The organism is Sphingomonas sp. ATCC 31555, from assembly GCF_000282895.1.
Taxonomy (GTDB): Bacteria; Pseudomonadota; Alphaproteobacteria; order Sphingomonadales; family Sphingomonadaceae; genus Sphingomonas.
In genome coordinates, this window is sequence record NZ_ALBQ01000053.1 from 1 (window position 1) to 17,831 (window position 17,831).

Here is a 17,831-nt window from a genome sequence, read left to right on the forward strand (position 1 = left end):
GACTGACGTGGAGGGGGTGGACTATGCTGAGATCAGCCCCTCCCCCGCCCCCTCCCGCAAGCGGAAGGGGAGCGCAGGTGGCAATGGCATGCGCATGCGTGGCGTCAGCCTGTCTCGCATGCGGGGCAGGAACGGAAGCCGGGCGATCCTGAATAGTTGCGTCTTGGTGCGCCCGCTCAGGCGGCGGCAGCGCGCGCCGCTCGGCCCGCCGCACGCGGTCGAGCGACCAGTGGGGCAGGAAGAGCGCAGCGACCCGTTGCATCGCAGGCCTCCACCAAGAGTTGGAACGATTCCCCCCCACGCTGCCGCGCCAGCGACAGCTCCCAGCGCGGCCGTCCGACCCCCTCCACCGGCAGCGGTGCCGAAGGCGCGCAGCCGATCCGCCAGCGCGTCACCGCGGCGGACGGCGCGCCCAAGGGATCGCTCCCCTCGCGCGCATGGCGCTTGAGCAGCAAGGCGATCGTGCGGCCCCCCTCGGCCACCAGTTGCAGCCGCCGCGTCGCCGGCATGGCCAGCCGCTTCACTTCGCCGATCACCGCGCCGAGGCCGCGATGGCGCAGCCCCTCTTCCATGATCGCGAGCAGTTCGTCGTCGTCGCGCGCCTCGGCATAGATCACCCGCTTGGGATCGAGCCCGACCTGCGACAGCCCGGGGGCAAACAGGTCGCGCCGCCGCACCACCCACAGCACCGGGCCCCAGCAGCGCGCGGCGACTCCGCCCAGGAACATGGTGGCGGCGCAATCGTCGGTCAGGTCGGGCGTGGCGCCGGCAATCTCGTGCAGCGCATCGAGCCGCAGCCCCCCGTCCGCCAGCTTCGAATCGAGCCGCTCCAGCCCGAACGGCAGCACCGGGCGCCGACGGAATCCGGTGCCGTCGATGGCGCTAAGCATTGCGCGCAACTGGTCGAGAGTGGCAGGATCGGGCACGGCGACTCGCTCGGGGGTTGATGACAGGTCCGACTCGTTCGTTCCTATTTTGTTCCAATCGGTGCGGGAGTCAATCGGACTCGGTGTCCCAAATTTTTAGGCCAGCCCTGCTGCCCCATCTCGACAGGCGCGTTGAAATTTTATAACAGCCTTGCGCAATTCGAGTTCGTGCGTTGTCCGTGGCGACACGGCCGTATCTGATGGAGAGACCATGACGGTGGACGCCCCGCGCGCCAACCTGCCGCCGCTATCGCTGCATGTGCCCGAGCCGCGCTTTCGCCCCGGTGACGAGGCCGATTTCAGCGACCTTGTCGTGCCCCCCGCCGGCGCCGCGCGCCGCCCGGACACCGCCGAGCCGGCCGATCGATTCCACGAACTCGCCTATGGCCTGATCCGCGTCCTCGATGACGCCGGCAACGCCGTGGGCCCCTGGGATCCGCGGCTCGATGCGGAAGCCAAGCGCAAGATGCTGCGCAGCATGGCGCTCACCCGCGCCTTCGACGAACGCATGTTCCGCGCCCAGCGCCAGGGGAAGACCAGCTTCTACATGAAGTCCACCGGCGAGGAGGCGGTGTCGGTCTCCGCCGCGCTGGCGATGGCCGGCGACGACATGTGCTTCCCCAGCTATCGCCAGCAGGGCATCCTGATCACCCGCGGCTATCCGCTGGTCGAGATGATGAACCAGATCTACTCCAACCGAGGCGATCCGCTGCAGGGCCGCCAGCTGCCGATCATGTATTCGTCGAAGGAGACCGGCTTCTTCTCGATCTCCGGCAACCTCGCCACGCAATATCCGCAGGCGGTGGGCTGGGCGATGGCGAGTGCGGCGCGCGGCGATACCCGCATCGCCGCCACCTGGTGCGGCGAGGGCTCTACCGCGGAAGGCGACTTCCACTCGGCGCTGACCTTCGCGACCGTCTACCGCGCCCCGGTGATCTTCAACGTCGTCAACAACCAGTGGGCGATCTCGAGCTTCTCCGGCTTTGCCGGCGCCGAGGCGACCACCTTCGCCGCCCGCGCGATCGGCTATGGTATCGCCGGGCTGCGCGTCGACGGCAATGATGCGCTGGCGGTCTATGCGGCGACGGAGTGGGCGGCCGAGCGCGCGCGGACCAACCAGGGCCCGACGCTGATCGAACATTTCACCTACCGCGCCGAGGGCCATTCCACTTCGGACGATCCCAGCGCCTATCGCTCGGCCGGCGAGCCCAATGCCTGGCCGCTCGGCGATCCGATCCGGCGGCTGAAGGACCATCTGATCGGCCTCGGGGAATGGGACGAGGAACGCCATGCGGCGATGGACCTCGAGCTCGCCGAGACGGTGAAGCGCGCGCAGAAGGAAGCCGAGAAGAACGGCATCCTCGGCCACGGCATGCATCAGCCGTTCGAGACGATGTTCGAGGGCGTCTTCGAGGAGATACCCTGGCATTTGAAGGAACAGAGCGACCAGATGATCGCCGAGCGCAAGGCGGCCGGGATATGAGCGACACTCCCCGGATGAACATGATCCAGGCGATCAATTCCGCCATGGACGTGATGATGGAACGCGATGACCAGGTCGTCGTGATGGGCGAGGATGTCGGCTATTTCGGCGGCGTGTTCCGCGCGACCGCCGGGCTCCAGGCCAAGTACGGCAAGACCCGCGCCTTCGACACGCCGATCACCGAGATCGGCATCATCGGCGTGGCGATCGGCATGGGCGCCTATGGCCTGCGCCCCGTGCCCGAGATCCAGTTCGCCGATTACATCTACCCGGCGCTCGACCAGCTCGTCTCCGAAGCCGCACGCCTCCGCTACCGCTCCAACGGCGACTTCACCGCGCCGATCACGGTGCGCTCGCCCTATGGCGGCGGCATCTTCGGCGGGCAGACGCACAGCCAGTCGCCCGAGGGCATCTTCACCCATGTCTCAGGCATCAAGACGGTGATCCCGTCCACCCCCTATGACGCCAAGGGCCTGCTGATCGCCGCGATCGAGGACAATGATCCCGTCCTCTTCCTCGAGCCCAAGCGCATCTATAACGGCCCGTTCGACGGCCATTATGATCGCCCGGCCAAGAACTGGACCGCGCATCCGGCGAGCGAGGTGCCCGAAGGCTATTACCGCGTCGAACTCGGCAAGGCCGCGACCGTGCGCGAGGGCGAGGCGGTGACGATCCTCTGCTACGGCACGATGGTCCACGTCGTCGCCGCGACGATCGAGGAACTTGGCGTCGATGCCGAGATCCTCGACCTGCGCACCTTGGTGCCGCTCGACATCGAGGCGATCGAAGCCTCGGTCAAGAAGACCGGACGCTGCATGATCGTCCACGAGGCGACGCGCACCTCCGGCTTCGGCGCCGAGCTTTCGGCGCTGGTGCAGGAGCGCTGCTTCTACCATCTCGAAGCGCCGATCGCCCGCGTCACCGGCTTCGACACGCCCTATCCCCACAGCCTCGAATGGGCCTATTTCCCGGGTCCCGTGCGGATCCGCGAGGCGCTCAACAAACTCCTCAAGGACTGACGCCCATGGCTCGTTTTACCTTTCGTCTGCCGGACATCGGCGAAGGCATTGCCGAGGCCGAGATCGTCGCCTGGCACGTGAAGATCGGCGACCGGATCGAAGAGGACCAGCAGGTCGCCGACATGATGACCGACAAGGCCACGGTGGAGATGGAATCGCCCGTCTCCGGCGTGGTGGTCGAGCTCGCCGGCGAAGTGGGCGACCAGGTGCCGATCGGCTCGGCGCTGATGGTGATCGAGGTCGAGGGCGAGGCTGGGGCCGAAACGGAGACGCCGGTCGAGGAGCAGGTCGGGGCCGAGAATCCTGGTGTTGAGGAAGCGACCGAGGCTGAAGCCAGCGCTACCCTCCCGCTTGCGGGAGGGGTCGGGGGTGGGCCCTCGCTCTCCATCAGCGATGCACCCGGGGAGGCCGGGGGCCCACCCCCCAGCCCCCTCCCGCACGCGGGAGGGGGAGCGCAGGAGACCAAGATCCTCGCCTCCCCCGCCGTGCGCGCCCGCGCGGCGGACCTCGGCATCGACCTCGCGCAGGTGAAGCCCGCCGAGGGCGACCGCCTCCGCCACGCCGATCTCGACGCGTTCCTGCGGTATGGCGGCGGCCAGGGCTATCACGCGCCCCACGCCAGCCGCGCCCGCGAGGATCAGCCGGTGAAGGTGATCGGCATGCGCCGCCGCATCGCCGAGAACATGGCCGCATCGAAGCGCGCGATCCCCCACTTCACCTATGTCGACGAGATCGACGTCACCGCGCTGGAGGCGATGCGCGGCGACCTCAACGCCAACCGCGGCCAGCGGCCGAAGCTGACCATGCTGCCGTTCCTGATCGTCGCCTTGTGCCGCACCCTCCCCGACTTCCCGATGCTCAACGCCCGCTATGACGACGAGGCCGGGGTGGTCACTCGCCATGGCCGCGTCCATCTCGGCATGGCGACGCAGACCGATGCCGGGCTGATGGTGCCGGTGATCCGCGACGCGCAGGACCGGAATGTCTGGCAGCTGGCGAGCGAGATCACCCGCCTCGCCGAGGCCGCACGCACCGGCAAGGCGACGTCGCAGGAGCTGAGCGGCTCCACCCTCACCGTCACTTCGCTCGGGCCGCTCGGCGGCATCGCGACGACGCCGGTGATCAACCGGCCGGAAGTGGCGATCATCGGCCCCAACAAGATCGTCGAGCGCCCCGTCTTCCACGGCGACGACATCGTCCGCGCCAAGCTGATGAACCTCTCGATCAGCTGCGACCACCGCGTCGTCGACGGCTGGGATGCGGCAAGCTTCGTCCAGGCAGTGAAGAAGCTGCTGGAGACGCCGGTCCTGCTATTCGCAGACTAGCCGTCGATTCCGATGCTGCGCCCTTGCAGTGCAGCATCGGAATCATTGGACAAACCTCCCTCCGCCGCCATGATGGTAGCGTTAACGAGTCGGGAATCGACAAGCTGGGGAGGTTTGCATGAAACGATTTTACGCGCCCGTCTTCGCCGCAGCACTCGCGGTCGCCGCACCGGGCATGGCGCTGGCCCAGAATGACAAGATGAACGCTATCGCGATCCCGGCACAGCCGGGTGCGATCGAGCTCGGCACCGGCCCGCTGCCGGACGCGAAGGCCAGCGAATCCTGGCACAGCCAATATGGCAGCGTTTTCGCCCGCAATGTCACCGTTGCCACGCTTACCCCGTTCCTGCCCGATCCCGCCAAGGCAAACGGTACGGCTGTTGTCGTAGCGCCCGGCGGCGGCTTCGTGACGCTGTCGATGGAGAATGAAGGCTGGGATGTCGCCAAGGCGCTTGCCGCGCGCGGTGTCGCTGCCTTCGTGCTGAAATATCGGCTGAACCAGTCGCCGCAGGACCTCGCGGCCTATGAAAACTTCATGCGCGATCGATTCTCCGGCGCGCGACCGGCGCGGCCCGATCCCGCGGCGATGATGGCAGGCATCGCCACACAGGTGGCCGATGCCCGCGCCGCCTTTGCGCTGATCCGCCGCCGTGCCGGGGAATGGCATGTGAACCCCGATCGGATCGGCATGATCGGCTTTTCCGCCGGTGCGATGCTCACCATCGCCACGGCGATGACCGGGCAAGACGCCAAGCCGGCCTTTATCGGCAACGTCTATGGTCCGCTCGCCTCCATGCCTGTCCCCGCTGATGCACCACCGATGTTCGTGGCCATTGCTGCGGACGATCCATTTTTCGGCAATGGCGGGTTCGGCCTGATCGAAAGCTGGCGCAACGCCAAGCGGCCGGTGGAATTCCATCTGTTCGAACAGGGCGGCCACGGCTTCGGCATGTATCCGAAGAAGACCACCAGCACCGGGTGGTTCGATGCGTTCGCCCGCTGGATGACGATGCACGACTGGATGAAGCCAGCCGCCTGATGCGAGGGAGCTTGGTCGCAGGCGACGCGTTGATGCGGCGCAAGGGCCTATCGCCCCGAAGGGAGACGAGCATGACCGACGCGACCAACACCACCCCCGTATCGAACCGCAAGACGGCGCTGACCGACGATATCCGCGCCCATTTCTCAGGCAACGGCCCGATCGTCGATAAGGCAAAAGGCTTTGCCAAGGCACGTCCCTGGACCAGCGCAGCCTTTGTCGGCATCGCGGCACTTGCCGTGCTGAACGGCCTGCGCGGCGTCCGCGCCTGACGCACCTGCCCCCGGCCGGCCGCAAAAGCGCGCCGGCCGGGGCATATCCCGCCGAAATGGATGGCACACGCTGCCGCAGGAGTAGGCCAGCGCGCTATTGCACCGGCCCTATTCCCGCTTTCCCGTCGCCTAACTTTTCTTCCTGAACTCCTACTGGAAAGCTCGGTAAACCGCGGGCCGAACCAGGTAAAAAGGGGTTAATCATGCGTACCTTCCGCAACGCGCTGCTGATCGCGGCTTCCGGTGCTGCACTCGCCGCCGGACAGGCTCAGGCCCAGGAGAGCGACGCTGCCGCCGATGCTCCGGACGAAATCGTCGTCACCGGCACGCGCACCGAAGGCCGCTCGCGGCTCGACACCGCATCTCCCGTCGATGTGCTGAGCAACCAGACCCTGACGCGGCAGGGCACGACCGAACTGGGCGCAGCGCTGGCGGCAGTGGCGCCGTCGATCGACTTCCCTCGCCCCTCGGCCACCGACGGCACCGATGCGATCCGCCCCGCAACGCTGCGCGGCCTTTCGCCCGATCAGGTGCTGGTGTTGGTGAACGGCGTGCGCGTGAACAGCTCGGCGCTGCTCAACATCAACGGCTCGGTCGGACGTGGGTCTGCTGCGGTCGATCTCAACACCATCCCGACGGCAGCGCTGGAGCGGATCGAAGTGCTGCGCGACGGCGCGTCGGCGCAATATGGATCGGACGCGATCGCGGGCGTAATCAACCTGCGGCTGCGCGAGGCCCGATCGGGTGGCGGCGCCTCGGCGACCTACGGCATCTATCACACCGATATCGATACGGCGCGCGGCAGCCGCAGCAGCACGGGCGAACCGGTGTTCACCGCCTCCGCCTGGCAGGGGATCGGCTTCGGCAACGATGGCTTCGTCACGGTCACCGGCGAATATGTGAACCGGAAGCCCACCAACCGCGCCGATTTCGATCCGCGCGTCACGCCCAGCCGCGTCACCGGCCGCTTCGGCGATCCGCAGGTGGAGCAATATACCGGCACCGTAAACGCAGGCACCGGCATCGGCGGAGGCTGGAGCCTGTACGGCTGGGGTAGCTACCAGGATCGCGACACCCGCAGCGCGGCCTTCCCGCGGCTGGCGAGCGCGACCACGGCACTGGTCGGCTATCCGGACGGCTTTCTGCCGATCATCAATACGAAGTCGACCAATGCGGTCGGCGCCGTCGGCATCAAGGGCGATGTGGGCGTCTGGGGCGTCGACCTTCATGTCGGCTATGGACGCAACAAGATCGCGTACCGGACGCAGAATTCCGCCAACTACGCCTATGGGGCCGCGAGCCCGAAGAACTTCTATGACGGCGCACTGATCTTCGACCAATGGGTGGCCGGCCTCGACGTGCGGCGCACCTTCGACGTGCTGCAGTCGCTCAACCTTGCCTTCGGTGCGGAAGGACGGCGCGAAGGCTATAAGATCACGCCGGGCGAGCCCGCCTCCTATGATGCGCCGGAGCCGCGCAACGGCCTTGCCGCCGGTGCCCAGGGCTTTGGCGGGTTCGCGCCCGTCAACGCGATCGAGCGATCGCGCCGTAGCGTTTCCGGCTATGTCGACCTGGAGGCACAGGTGACGGAGGCGTTCCTGATCGACGTGGCGGTACGCGGCGAGCATTACTCGGACTTCGGCGATACGGCCAACGGCAAGGTTTCGGCCCGTTATGACGTGGCGCCGTGGTTTGCGCTGCGCGGCACGGTTTCCACGGGTTTCCGCGCACCGAGCCTGCAGCAGCAATATTTCACCTCGGTCGCGCAGGTAATCCAGAACGGCACGCCGATCCTCACCGGCACCTTCCCGTCCACCGCGCCGGTGGCCGCTGCGCTGGGCGGCAAGCCGCTCCAGCCGGAAAAGTCGACCAACTTCTCCGTTGGAACGGTGATCCGCGCCGGCGGCTTCGACCTGAGCGTCGATGCCTATGAGATCCGGCTGCGCGACCAGCTGGGCCTGTCCGAAAACATCCAGTCGACCTTCAGCCCGCAAGTGGCGGCGATCCTGGCGCCGTTCAACGTGCCTTCGGCCCGCTTCTTCATCAACGGCCTGCGTTCTCGCACGCGCGGCATCGACGCCGTGGCGCATTATCGGCTGGGCAACGCGGCCGATGCCGCCGGCGCCTTCGACTTCACGCTGGCCGGCAATGTCAACGAGATCGTCGTAACCCGCGTGCCGACCAACACCGCGACGGTGAACCCGGCGCCGGTGCTGTTCGCCCGTAGCCGCGTTCTAACGATCGAGCAGGGTACGCCGGGCGAGAAGGTAACCGGCACGGTCGACTGGACCAAGGACGCGATCGGCCTCACGCTGCGTGGTACCTATTATGGCGACGTCAACCAGCCGGGCACCACCCCCGCGGCCGACATCCACACCGGCCAGCACCTAATCACCGATCTGGAACTGCGCTATCAGCCGCGCAAGGGCGCACAGATCGCGATCGGCACGAGCAACCTGTTCGACGTATATCCCGATCGGACGATTCCAGCGAACAACTCGACAGGCGTGGTGGGCTTTCCCTACTACTCGCCGTTCGGCTTCAACGGGCGTTATCTGTACGCCCGCCTCGGCGTGAACTGGTGAGCCGGAGGGCGGGGGCCGATCACTCGGCCTCCGTCATCACCGCCTGAGTGAGCCATTCGGCCAGGGAAGCGGCGACGGCCTCCGGCGCCTCCACCGGCATCATGTGCCCCGCGCCCGGCACGATGGTGAGGGCGGCGTGCGGTGCCAGATCGTGCATCGCGGCATGCTGCGCGGGGGGGGACCAGCGATCGTGATCGGCAGACATTAACAGCACCGGCCCGGCATAGCCCGCCAGCACCGATCCGGCATCGGCGCGGCCGAGCAGCGCCTCGATCTGCCCCAAATAGGCGGCAAGCGCATAGCCGGTCACCATCTGCCGCAGTGACGGCATCAGCGCCGCCACCCGATCGGGCGCGGCGCCCATCATCGGCGGCAGCCAGGCTTCGGCCAGCGCCGCCATCCCCTGCGACCGAGCTATATCGATCATGCGCTGGCGCCCGTCACGCTCACCAGGCGCGGGCGGATGCACGCCCGTGTTGGCAAGCACCAGTCCCGCAATTCGCTCCGGCGCCTGGCGCACCGCCTCCAGCGCGACACGTCCGCCCATCGAATGGCCGATCAGCACCAGCGGCCCGTCCGTATCGTGCAAGACTGTCTCCGCCATCGTCGTCAGCGACTCATGGCCCGGGAATGCGAAGATCCGAGTCGGCAGCGCCGCCGGCAGCCGCTCGACCACCGGCTCCCACACGCGCGCGTCGCTCAGCAGCCCGCACAGAAAGGCCAGGGTCGGGGACGATTTGCGTGTCATGCTCTCTCCTGCATCTGATTGGATCCAATCTATGGCAGAAAAGCGTGTCGCACTACCCGCGAATGAACAGGTTGCGCAACCAGGCAGGCCCGCTTTTGGCGGCGGCGCGCCAATCCCCCGCCTCCGGTTCCGCCTCGGCTGGATCGTAGCGGCGCGGATCGAACAGCTTGATCCGCGCGCCGCGATAGGTGGCCAAATCGAACGTCACCAACGTCAGCCCCTGTTCCAGCGCAGTGGCGGCGATCAGGGCAGCGCGGTCGCCCGCAATCGCCACCTGCCCCCGCCGCCGCGCGATGGCACGGTCGATCGCCAGAATATGTCCGTCGAAGGCGGGAACGAGCTGCGCATCGATCCAGCGCCGCAACGCCGCCGCCGCTTCCTTCGACTGCGCCCCCTGCACGACGGCCAGCGCCTCGATTTCGGCGAGCGTCAATGCGGAGACGAACAGTTGCTCGCGCGGAACCCCTGCGGCCCAGGCAGCCAGCCGCGGATCGCCCTGCCCGCCCTTCGCCTTGCGCAGGTCAAGCACCACCGGCGTATCGAGCAGATACATCTACCAGCGTCCGCCGGCCGGATCGACGTCGAACGGATCGGGCGCGGCCAACGCATCGACGATGCTGTCACGCTGGCCGGCGAAGGTGCGAAAGGTGGCGATGCTCATCAGCACATGTGTGGGCCGCCCGCGATCGGTGATGAACACCGGTTCCGTCCGAGCGAATCGCTTGGCCGCGCTGACGTCCTGGTTGAACTCGCGGCTGCTGATCACCTTCATTGCCGCCTCCAGCAGGCATTTTGATAGCGCTAATATGTAGGTACGTACCTAGCTTGTGGAGCCTCGGCAACACTAGGCCGTCGCCGCCGGGAAAAGTGCGGCACCAGTATCGATCGCCCCTTGCCCCCGTCCGCGCGGCAGGCTCCCTAGGGGTTCGCGATGGCGCAGCAGATGCCAGCGCACGAGGGGATCCGACCGAATGAACGAGCTGCTGACCGGCGCCTGGCACGCGCTTACCGACGTCCTCAACCCGCACGGCCCGGCGGTGCACGCCGCCAAAAGCTACGCACCCGGCGACTTCAGCATCCATTTCTTCCTGCAGCTCGCGATCATCCTGCTGGCCTGTCGCGTGGTCGGCTGGCTGGGGCAGAAATTCCTCCGGCAGCCGCAGGTGGTGGGCGAGATGATTGCCGGGGTGGTGCTCGGGCCGTCGCTGTTCGGACTGATCTTCCCCGATCTCCAGCTGGCGATCTTCCCTAAAGAAACGCGTAACATCCTCTATGCCGGCGCACAGCTGGGCGTGGGGCTGTACATGTTCATGGTCGGCCTGACGCTGCGGCTGGATCATTTCCAGTCCAAGGCGAAAAGCGCGGCCGGCGTCTCGGCCGCCGGGATCGCCGCGCCGTTCCTTCTCGCTGCGCTGATCACGCCTAGCCTGCTCACCGTGCCGGGGCTGTTCACGCCCGGGATCAGCCAGGCCAATGCGACGCTGTTCATGGGCGCCTGCATCGCGCTCACCGCCTTCCCGATGCTTGCCCGGATCATCAACGAGCGGGGCCTCGCCAACTCGGCGCTCGGCACGCTTTCGCTTACTGCCGGCGCGTTCGACGATGCCGCGTCGTGGTGCGTGCTGGCCGTGGTGCTGGCGACGTTCGGCGCCGGCGCCGGCGTTGCGGTACTCGCGATCGGCGGGGCACTGCTCTACACCGGCTTCATGCTGCTGCTCGGCCGCCGGCTGCTCGCCCCGCTTGGCCGCATCGTTGAGCAGCGCGGCGAGATGACGACGCCGATCCTGGCCGTCACGATGATGCTGTTCTGCCTCTCCGCCTTCGTGATGGACGCGATCGGCATCCATGCGATCTTCGGCGGCTTTCTGATGGGCGTTTGCATGCCACGCGGCCTGTTCGTCGAGGAGCTGAAGCGCAAGGTGGAGCCGCTGGCGGTGGTGCTGCTGCTGCCGATGTTCTTCACCTATTCGGGGCTGAACACGCGGATGGACATGGTGAACTCGCCGTCGCTGCTGCTGATCGCGCTGGGCATTCTGGCGGTATCGGTGCTCGCCAAGTTCGGAGCCTGCTGGGCCGCGGCACGGATCGCCGGCGAGGACAATCGCACCGCCTTGGGCATCGGCGCCTTGATGAACTCGCGTGGGCTGATGGAACTGATCATCATCAATATCGGGCTGCAAAAGGGCATCATCGGCCCGACGCTGTTCTCGATGCTGGTGCTGATGGCCATCATCACCACGGTGATGGCGACGCCGCTGTTCGAAGCCGTCTATGGCCGCAAGGCGCGCGAAAGCGGTGAGCTCGACGCGCTGGAGAGCGAGCTGGCGACGGCCTGAACCGTCTGCCGCCGCTCAGCCGCGCAGCTGGCCGATCAACTCGCGATGGCCGGGCAGATCGGCAACCGCCTGCTCGCCGAAGCGGCGGATCTGGGCAAAGCGCCGCATCGCCACCGCATCGTTCGGAAAGGCGCCGCGCGCGGGCGAAAGATCGGTGACGAAGTCCATGCCGTAGAGGATGTACTGATAGTTGAAATAGGCGAAGCTTTCGTGGTCGATCACGAAATCGAAGCGGCTGGGCGGGCGATGGCGCCATGCATCGAGCAACCCGGCGAGGCTGGCGGGGATGCTCGCCGGATCGGCGTTGTCGCGCCAGAACGGCTCTTCGCGCCGGCTGAGGCAATAGTGCAGCTTCAGGAAATCCACGATCCGCTCGTACCGTGCGGTCATCCGGGCGTTGAACCGGTGCGCCGCCAAATCCATGGGTCCGGCAAAGGGAAACAGCTCGGCAATCATCGCCACGGCGGTTTCGATCAGCAGGACGCCGGTGGCCTCCAGCGGCTCCAGAAATCCCGCCGAAAGACCCACCGCCACACAATTGCCCGCCCACTGCGCGGGGCGGAAGCCCGGCTCGAACGGAATGAGCCGCGCGGTATAGCGATCATGGCCGATATGCGCGCGCAACACCGCGGCCGCCGCTTCGTCGCTCATGTGCGCAGACGAATAGACGCAACCGATGCCGCGTGTGGCCTGCAGCCCGATATCCCACGTCCATCCCGCGCCATGGGCCGCGGCGATCGTTACCGGCTGTACCGGCCCTTCGGGCGCATCGGCGGCGATTTTGCAGGCCAGGGCGCGATCGGTGAACAGCACGTCGCGCGCTGAACGGAACGGGCTGCCCAGCGCCCTGCCGATCAGCGCCGCATCGAAGCCCGAACAGTCGACATAAAGGTCCGCTTCAAGCGCCCCATGCTCGCGGGTGAGGACGTGCGCGATCCCGCCCTTGCCGTCAGGCTCCACCCCGATCAGCCGACCTTCAAGATGGCCCACGCCCAGTTCGATGGCGCGCGCCTGAAGCAGAACGGCAAGCCGGGTGGCATCGAAATGATAGGCGTAGGGAAGCGGCCCGCCAAACGCATCCTCCTCCGCTCGCTTGGGTGCCCGCCCTTGCTCGACGACTCGGTTCTGGATGGTCATCGCCGCGGCGAAGGCCGGCCGCGTCGCTTCGGGCTGGAGCAGCCAATAGGGTACCAGCCCCGGCCCTTCGGCATCCAGCGGCGCTTCGAACGGGTGGAGGAAGTGATGACGGGTGCCATCGGGTAGCGGCGCATGCAGCCAGTCGTCGAAGCGTATGCCCTGCTTGAACGTGGCGGAAGTGGCGCGGACGAAGTCGCGCTCCTCGATGCCGATGAATGCCAGCGTCGCTCGAAGGGTGGGGAACGCCCCTTCTCCCACGCCGATGATACCAAGTTCCGGTGATTCGAGGACCGTGATCTCGAACGCAGCCTGCTGCGCAAGATCGAGGTACCGGGCCAGATAGGCGGCGGTGAGCCAGCCTGCCGTTCCGCCTCCCACGATCAGAATGCGCCGCTTGCCTTGCATGCTCCTTTGCTACGGCGCGACGCGGGCTACGGCAATGCGCGGCGGCGAGCGATCAGCGCCGACGCGCAACCCAGCGCCACCAGCGCCACGGCGGCCCCCAGGATCAGGTCGATCAGATAATGGGTTCCTTCGACCGGCGTCGCCAGCAGCATCGCACCGGTGATCGCGATCAGAAGCCAGCGCAGGGGTCCGCAGCGCCAAGCAGTAGCGATATACAGCGTGGCGGATGCCGCATGGAAGCTGGGCGCCGACACCAGGCCGCGCAGCTGGCCGAGATCGACCTGGTGCACCTCCCCCCGGCGGAGCGGCGGGATCAGATCCGGCTGCCAAAGCTCGCTGAGGGGCATGTAGGGGATCGGCCCTTTCCACAGTGCGGACAGCGGTCCCACCGCCGGCATCTGGCTGAACAGTGCCAGGGTGAAGATCGCCGCGATCCAGAAGGCCGCGAGGAACCGATGAGCCTCCCGCCGCTGCCCGGTGCAGGCGAACCAGCCGAGCAGCAGCGCCGGCGTCAGATAGATGCACTGATAGGCGGCCATGCCGAGCAACTGCAGCGCGCGATGATCGGCGACGAGGCGATACCAGGCAAGCCAATCGAAGCGCAGCGCCAGATCGATCCGGTGGAGCGTCGCATCGGCGAAGCCTTCGCTCAACGCCGCGATGGGATAGCTGCACACCGCCCCGGTCAGCGCCATCGCGGTGAAGAGCGCGCAATATTCCGTCCAGTCGGCAAGCGCCCGGCTCCAGCGCCGCCCGTCGCGCGCGCAGGCGACGCGGATCAGCGGCACCAGCGCCAGCATGGCATAATAAGGGATGTTGCTACGCGCGAAGGGATTGATCGTTAGCCCTGCGGCCCAGAGCAGCAGGACACAGGCAGCGACGCTGGCGAGCACGGCACCGCGTATCTGCCTCGCGGAAAAGCCGATGGCAGCGTGCGGATCGGCAGAAACGATGGTGATCGGGAACGCGACGGGGGCATTGAAGGCGGCGGCACGGAAAGGATCAGTCAAGTATGAGCTCTTCGATAACGGGGGTCGGGCATCGACCCGCAAAGCCGAGGCTGCACCGCGCGTCGCTGGCGGAACTAGCGCGGGAGCACCCCCGCGGCTAGCCCGCCCGGCCGCCCGGAACCGTTTTGCCCCAGGGCCGCGTAACCATTTGACAGCGAATTGATGATAGCCCCGGGCCATGGTGTTGGGGACGCCCCTTCCAAATCCTGCATGGCCGACTCGCCTCGCGTCCGACCGGCGCGGGACGGTGGCGGTGATCGGCGCGCTGGCGCTGACCACGCTGCTGGGCATCGGCGCGCTTACGGTCGACCTGGGCAGGGGCTATAGCCAGAGAATCGTGAACCAGCGCACCGCCGATGCCGCCGCGATCGGCGCAGCGCTCGCTTATCGCGCCGCGGCGTCTAACGAAGCCGTGCTGCAGCCGACCGCGCAGGATCTCGCCATCGCCAACGGTCTGGCCGACGCCACCGTGACCGCAACCGTGGTGCAGGACGTGCCTGCCAGCGGCAGCCGCGCGGTAAAGGTGACGATTTCCACCCCGGTGCCGATTGCCGTCGCCTCAGCGATCGGCTTCCGTGGCAGCTATGCCGTCTCCGCAACGGCCTATGCGACCCTGGCAGCCGCGCCCAGCATGGCTCCGCCCTGCATTGTCGCGCTCGCCACTTCGGGCGTTGGCATCGCGACCAGCGGTGGCGCGACGATCGACGTGCCCGATTGCACCGTGGCCGCCATTGCCGACATCAACAATCAGGGCACCCGCATCGCCGCCAAGAACATCGTTTCCGGCAGCGGCAACATCATCAACAACTGGGGGACGCTGAGCGCAACGCTGCTCCGCTATGCCGGCAGCTTTTCCAACCCGTCCTGGAACAGCGCCGTTCCGGCCAGCGACAAGATCGTCAACGCAAGCACCGCGATCGTCGATCCGCTGGCGGGCAATGCGAATATCGTGGCCGCGCGCGAGAGCATTGGGAGCAGCGTCGCGCCCAATGGGATCGGAAACCCCACCACGCCGACGGGCGCCGACTGGACGATCGGCTGGTCTCCCTCGGCCAATGTCGCCGCCTTCCGGCGCGGCAACTCGGCCAATTATGTCGTCCCTGCCGGCACCTACACGATCGGGCGCATGACGATCGAGGGCGGCCTGAACGTGCGGTTCGAGAGCGGGTCCAAGATCACGATCGCCAACGGCCTGTCGATCGGCGGCGGTTCAACCGTGGTGTTCGGCGACGTCGACCTCAAGGTGAATGGCGGCTTCGACAGCGGATCGAGCGGCATCACCTTCGGCAAGGGTAGCCTGGCCATCGGCAGCGGCACCGTCGCTTTTTCCGGGACGAGCAGCTTCGGCGACGGCCCGGTGACCATCAACAGCGCGCTGGTGCTGGGCGGCGGCGCGAAACTGACGCTGGGCGCAGGCGCGCACGCCTTCGGATCGCTGCGTATCGACGGCGGCAGTTGGCTGAAGCTGGGCGCCGGCGACCTCGACGTGCGCAGCGGCATTGCCATCGGCGGCGATTCGACGCTCGCCGCCGGCGCCGGCGCCTTCCGACTGGGGCCCGACGGGTCGGGCCGGGCGATCACCCTTTCGGGCAGCGCCGTGCTGCTGATGGGCGACGGCAGCTTCAGCGCGAACGGCGCTATCGTCACCGAAGGCGGCAGCCGGCTGGTCTTTGGCAGGACACGCAATCACCTGATCAACGGCGATTTGGCGATCGCCGGATCGGTGCTGTTCGCCCCGGGCAGATACACCATCGCCGGCAGCCTCACCAACGGCACCGGCGGCACCACCTGGCCCTATAGCTCGCCGGTGACGGGACAGAGCTATGGCACCACGATCGACGGCGTCGACGTGACCGGGTTCGATCTCGCCGGCGTCAATGTCAGCTTCATCCTGAGCGGGACCGTCAACCTGGCGGGCGGCGCCAAGAGCAAACTGCTGGCCGCATCCACCGGGACCGAGGGCGGCGCCATCACCGATCTGCTGATCGACAGCCTGACGACCGGCGCCACCAACTGGGCGGCGGGCGCGCAGAACATCTTCACCGGCGCGGTGCACCTGCCCGCCTCGGACATCACGCTCTCCGGCGGCAGCACCACCCTGTCGAACGGCCAGTGCTTCATGATGATCGCGCGGACGATCAACGCGAGCGGCGGGGCCGCCGCCGGATCCGCCTGCACCAGCATCACCGGCAGCGGCGGAAGCAGCAGCGGTGGCGATATCGGGCTCGTACGATGATCCGCCGCCTGCACGCTCTGCTCCGCGAACAACGCGGCGTGGCGACGATCGAGTTCGCGCTGCTCACCCTGTGCTTCTTCGTCGTGATGCTGCTCGCGCTCGATTTCGGGACCTATTTCGTGCAGCGCAGCCAGATCGGCAGTGCCGTCTCCGCCGCCTCGCTGTCCGCCTTCGGCACCCGGAGCAACATTCCCTTCACCGATCTGCCCGCCTATGTGCAGAAGGCCGCGCGCATGCCCGAACTGCAGGTGTCGGTACGCTGCAACGACAGCACGACCTGTGCGAACAGCAGCCGAAGCTGTGCCTGCCTTACCAAGACCGGCAGCTTCATCGGCGCCAGCTGCGGCGCCAGCTGCGGGAGCGGCACCAGCGCGGGTTCGACCGCGGGCTATTATCTCCGGATCAGCGCGACCACCCCCTATCGGGCGATGGTACTGCCGAAGGGCATGTTGAACGGGACGTCGATCACCCAATCCGTGACGGTGCGGGTGGAATGAAGGCGAAGCGCCTCGCCGGCGATGCGCGCGGCGCCACCGCCGTGGAATTCGCATTGCTCGCGCCGGTATTCCTGCTGCTGCTCTGCGGGATCGTCGAGGTCGGTCGGCTGCTCTGGGCGAAGCAGGTGCTGACGGAGGTGGCCTATAGCGCCGCCCGCTGCGCTGCCATCGGCGCCGGGTGCAAGACGGCCGCCGAGGTCCAGAGCTTCGCCGCCACCCGCGCGATCGGCTGGGGCCTGAAGCTCGACGCACAGCGGGTGAGCTACACCGCCAGCACCACCTGCGACGGCAATGCCGGAAACGCCCAGGTGGCGCTGCGCTATGCCTTCGCCTCGCCGATCACCGGCCTGATCCCGGGGCTGGCCGGCGATCTCGAGGCACGCGGCTGTTTTCCGCGGCTCAACTAGGCGAGTTGGCCCGCAACTCGTCGCAAAATTGAGCCGCGCGGGGTTTTACTGTCACAGATCGTCCCTAGCTGGCGAGCAAAACCGGGAGGAGCGGATGCACTCGATACCGCCGACGATCGCACCGGAAGCGATCGCCTGTATTGCCGAAGGCCGCGAGCCCACCTCTGCGGAGCTGGAGCGCGTAGCCCGCCGCATCCACAGCGAGCTGACCGGCGCGCAGCCGGCCTTCGCCTGGGGTGAGAGCGGCAGCGACAGCTCCGTCGATCTGGTCAGCCGGCGACTTGCCGAAGCGACGCTGCGCGGCAGCCGAACCTGATCGATTTCCCGCCATTGGCAGGACCGACGAAAATTGCTACCGGTGTCAACAAGCCGCCGACCGCTGCGCCGAGGCAGGGTTCGGTGATAA

The 17,831-nt window shown here is 67.2% G+C and carries 17 protein-coding genes; 11 read left to right on the top strand and 6 right to left on the bottom strand.

Annotated elements, in window-relative coordinates; all coding sequences use genetic code 11:
- Positions 1-176 precede the first annotated feature (176 nt).
- A complete protein-coding gene (locus B215_RS0117235; protein ID WP_019370886.1) occupies positions 177-890 on the bottom strand; it encodes an ImuA family protein in 714 nt (237 codons plus the stop codon).
- Between the two features lie 247 nt (positions 891-1,137).
- Between B215_RS0117235 and B215_RS0117240 the strand changes: the two genes are divergently transcribed.
- The 6 genes from B215_RS0117240 to B215_RS0117265 all read left to right on the top strand — a co-directional run bounded on the left by B215_RS0117240 (position 1,138) and on the right by B215_RS0117265 (position 8,649).
- Positions 1,138-2,409, top strand: coding sequence for a 3-methyl-2-oxobutanoate dehydrogenase (2-methylpropanoyl-transferring) subunit alpha (locus tag B215_RS0117240; RefSeq protein ID WP_019370887.1), 1,272 nt, complete (start codon positions 1,138-1,140; stop codon positions 2,407-2,409).
- 14 nt (positions 2,410-2,423) lie between these two features.
- Positions 2,424-3,428 carry an alpha-ketoacid dehydrogenase subunit beta gene (locus tag B215_RS0117245; RefSeq protein WP_019370888.1) on the top strand — a complete coding sequence of 335 codons (1,005 nt, stop codon included), beginning with the start codon at positions 2,424-2,426 and terminating at the stop codon, positions 3,426-3,428.
- Positions 3,429-3,433: 5 nt separating this feature from the next.
- Entirely contained in the window at positions 3,434-4,753 is a 1,320-nt protein-coding gene (locus B215_RS0117250; RefSeq protein ID WP_019370889.1) for a dihydrolipoamide acetyltransferase family protein, read from the top strand.
- Between the two features lie 118 nt (positions 4,754-4,871).
- Entirely contained in the window at positions 4,872-5,792 is a 921-nt protein-coding gene (locus tag B215_RS0117255) for an alpha/beta hydrolase (RefSeq protein ID WP_019370890.1), read from the top strand.
- Between the two features lie 71 nt (positions 5,793-5,863).
- Positions 5,864-6,064, top strand: a complete 201-nt coding sequence (locus B215_RS0117260) for a hypothetical protein (protein ID WP_019370891.1) — start codon at positions 5,864-5,866, stop codon at positions 6,062-6,064.
- A 203-nt stretch (positions 6,065-6,267) separates the two neighbouring features.
- On the top strand, positions 6,268-8,649 hold the full coding sequence (locus B215_RS0117265) for a TonB-dependent receptor plug domain-containing protein (RefSeq protein WP_019370892.1): 2,382 nt from the start codon (positions 6,268-6,270) through the stop codon (positions 8,647-8,649).
- Positions 8,650-8,668: 19 nt separating this feature from the next.
- Here B215_RS0117265 and B215_RS0117270 read toward each other — a convergent pair whose 3' ends face one another.
- The 3 genes from B215_RS0117270 to B215_RS0117280 are packed head-to-tail and all read right to left on the bottom strand — an operon-like array spanning position 8,669 to position 10,169.
- Positions 8,669-9,397 carry an alpha/beta fold hydrolase gene (locus tag B215_RS0117270; RefSeq protein ID WP_019370893.1) on the bottom strand — a complete coding sequence of 243 codons (729 nt, stop codon included), beginning with the start codon at positions 9,395-9,397 and terminating at the stop codon, positions 8,669-8,671.
- A gap of 52 nt (positions 9,398-9,449) precedes the next feature.
- The gene (locus tag B215_RS0117275) at positions 9,450-9,950 is read right to left on the bottom strand and encodes a PIN domain-containing protein (protein ID WP_019370894.1); all 501 of its coding nucleotides are present in this window, start codon (positions 9,948-9,950) and stop codon (positions 9,450-9,452) included.
- On the bottom strand, positions 9,951-10,169 hold the full coding sequence (locus B215_RS0117280; protein ID WP_019370895.1) for a type II toxin-antitoxin system Phd/YefM family antitoxin: 219 nt from the start codon (positions 10,167-10,169) through the stop codon (positions 9,951-9,953).
- A gap of 199 nt (positions 10,170-10,368) precedes the next feature.
- Here B215_RS0117280 and B215_RS0117285 point away from each other — a divergent pair, with 199 nt between their 5' ends.
- Positions 10,369-11,733 (top strand): cation:proton antiporter, encoded by a 1,365-nt coding sequence (locus B215_RS0117285; RefSeq protein ID WP_019370896.1) that lies wholly within the window; start codon positions 10,369-10,371, stop codon positions 11,731-11,733.
- Positions 11,734-11,748: 15 nt separating this feature from the next.
- Here the strand turns inward: B215_RS0117285 and B215_RS0117290 are convergent, their stop codons facing one another.
- Both B215_RS0117290 and B215_RS0117295 read right to left on the bottom strand, forming a co-directional pair.
- Positions 11,749-13,275 carry a tryptophan halogenase family protein gene (locus B215_RS0117290; protein WP_019370897.1) on the bottom strand — a complete coding sequence of 509 codons (1,527 nt, stop codon included), beginning with the start codon at positions 13,273-13,275 and terminating at the stop codon, positions 11,749-11,751.
- A gap of 26 nt (positions 13,276-13,301) precedes the next feature.
- Positions 13,302-14,285 (bottom strand): phosphatase PAP2 family protein, encoded by a 984-nt coding sequence (locus B215_RS0117295; RefSeq protein ID WP_019370898.1) that lies wholly within the window; start codon positions 14,283-14,285, stop codon positions 13,302-13,304.
- A 247-nt stretch (positions 14,286-14,532) separates the two neighbouring features.
- On the opposite strand from B215_RS0117295, the gene B215_RS0117300 reads away from it, so the two are divergent.
- The 4 genes from B215_RS0117300 (at position 14,533) to B215_RS0117315 (ending at position 17,741) form a co-directional block, all read left to right on the top strand.
- Complete coding sequence (locus B215_RS0117300; protein WP_019370899.1) at positions 14,533-16,521, top strand: hypothetical protein; 1,989 nt, start codon at positions 14,533-14,535, stop codon at positions 16,519-16,521.
- Positions 16,518-17,018 carry a TadE/TadG family type IV pilus assembly protein gene (locus B215_RS0117305; protein WP_019370900.1) on the top strand — a complete coding sequence of 167 codons (501 nt, stop codon included), beginning with the start codon at positions 16,518-16,520 and terminating at the stop codon, positions 17,016-17,018. Before B215_RS0117300 ends, B215_RS0117305 begins: the two co-directional genes overlap by 4 nt.
- Entirely contained in the window at positions 17,015-17,425 is a 411-nt protein-coding gene (locus tag B215_RS0117310) for a TadE/TadG family type IV pilus assembly protein (RefSeq protein WP_019370901.1), read from the top strand. The genes B215_RS0117305 and B215_RS0117310 overlap by 4 nt, the downstream gene beginning before the upstream one ends.
- A 94-nt stretch (positions 17,426-17,519) precedes the next feature.
- Positions 17,520-17,741, top strand: a complete 222-nt coding sequence (locus B215_RS0117315; RefSeq protein WP_019370902.1) for a hypothetical protein — start codon at positions 17,520-17,522, stop codon at positions 17,739-17,741.
- The last annotated feature ends 90 nt before the right edge of the window (positions 17,742-17,831 follow it).

Coding starts and splice junctions, on each gene's coding strand:
- B215_RS0117235 (WP_019370886.1), bottom strand. CDS start 890: ATGCTTAGCGCCATCGACGGCACCGGATTCCGTCGGCGCCCGGTGCTG.
- B215_RS0117310 (WP_019370901.1), top strand. CDS start 17,015: ATGAAGGCGAAGCGCCTCGCCGGCGATGCGCGCGGCGCCACCGCCGTG.
- B215_RS0117290 (WP_019370897.1), bottom strand. CDS start 13,275: ATGCAAGGCAAGCGGCGCATTCTGATCGTGGGAGGCGGAACGGCAGGC.
- B215_RS0117270 (WP_019370893.1), bottom strand. CDS start 9,397: ATGACACGCAAATCGTCCCCGACCCTGGCCTTTCTGTGCGGGCTGCTG.
- B215_RS0117280 (WP_019370895.1), bottom strand. CDS start 10,169: ATGAAGGTGATCAGCAGCCGCGAGTTCAACCAGGACGTCAGCGCGGCC.
- B215_RS0117255 (WP_019370890.1), top strand. CDS start 4,872: ATGAAACGATTTTACGCGCCCGTCTTCGCCGCAGCACTCGCGGTCGCC.
- B215_RS0117315 (WP_019370902.1), top strand. CDS start 17,520: ATGCACTCGATACCGCCGACGATCGCACCGGAAGCGATCGCCTGTATT.
- B215_RS0117250 (WP_019370889.1), top strand. CDS start 3,434: ATGGCTCGTTTTACCTTTCGTCTGCCGGACATCGGCGAAGGCATTGCC.
- B215_RS0117285 (WP_019370896.1), top strand. CDS start 10,369: ATGAACGAGCTGCTGACCGGCGCCTGGCACGCGCTTACCGACGTCCTC.
- B215_RS0117275 (WP_019370894.1), bottom strand. CDS start 9,950: ATGTATCTGCTCGATACGCCGGTGGTGCTTGACCTGCGCAAGGCGAAG.
- B215_RS0117260 (WP_019370891.1), top strand. CDS start 5,864: ATGACCGACGCGACCAACACCACCCCCGTATCGAACCGCAAGACGGCG.
- B215_RS0117240 (WP_019370887.1), top strand. CDS start 1,138: ATGACGGTGGACGCCCCGCGCGCCAACCTGCCGCCGCTATCGCTGCAT.
- B215_RS0117305 (WP_019370900.1), top strand. CDS start 16,518: ATGATCCGCCGCCTGCACGCTCTGCTCCGCGAACAACGCGGCGTGGCG.
- B215_RS0117245 (WP_019370888.1), top strand. CDS start 2,424: ATGAACATGATCCAGGCGATCAATTCCGCCATGGACGTGATGATGGAA.
- B215_RS0117265 (WP_019370892.1), top strand. CDS start 6,268: ATGCGTACCTTCCGCAACGCGCTGCTGATCGCGGCTTCCGGTGCTGCA.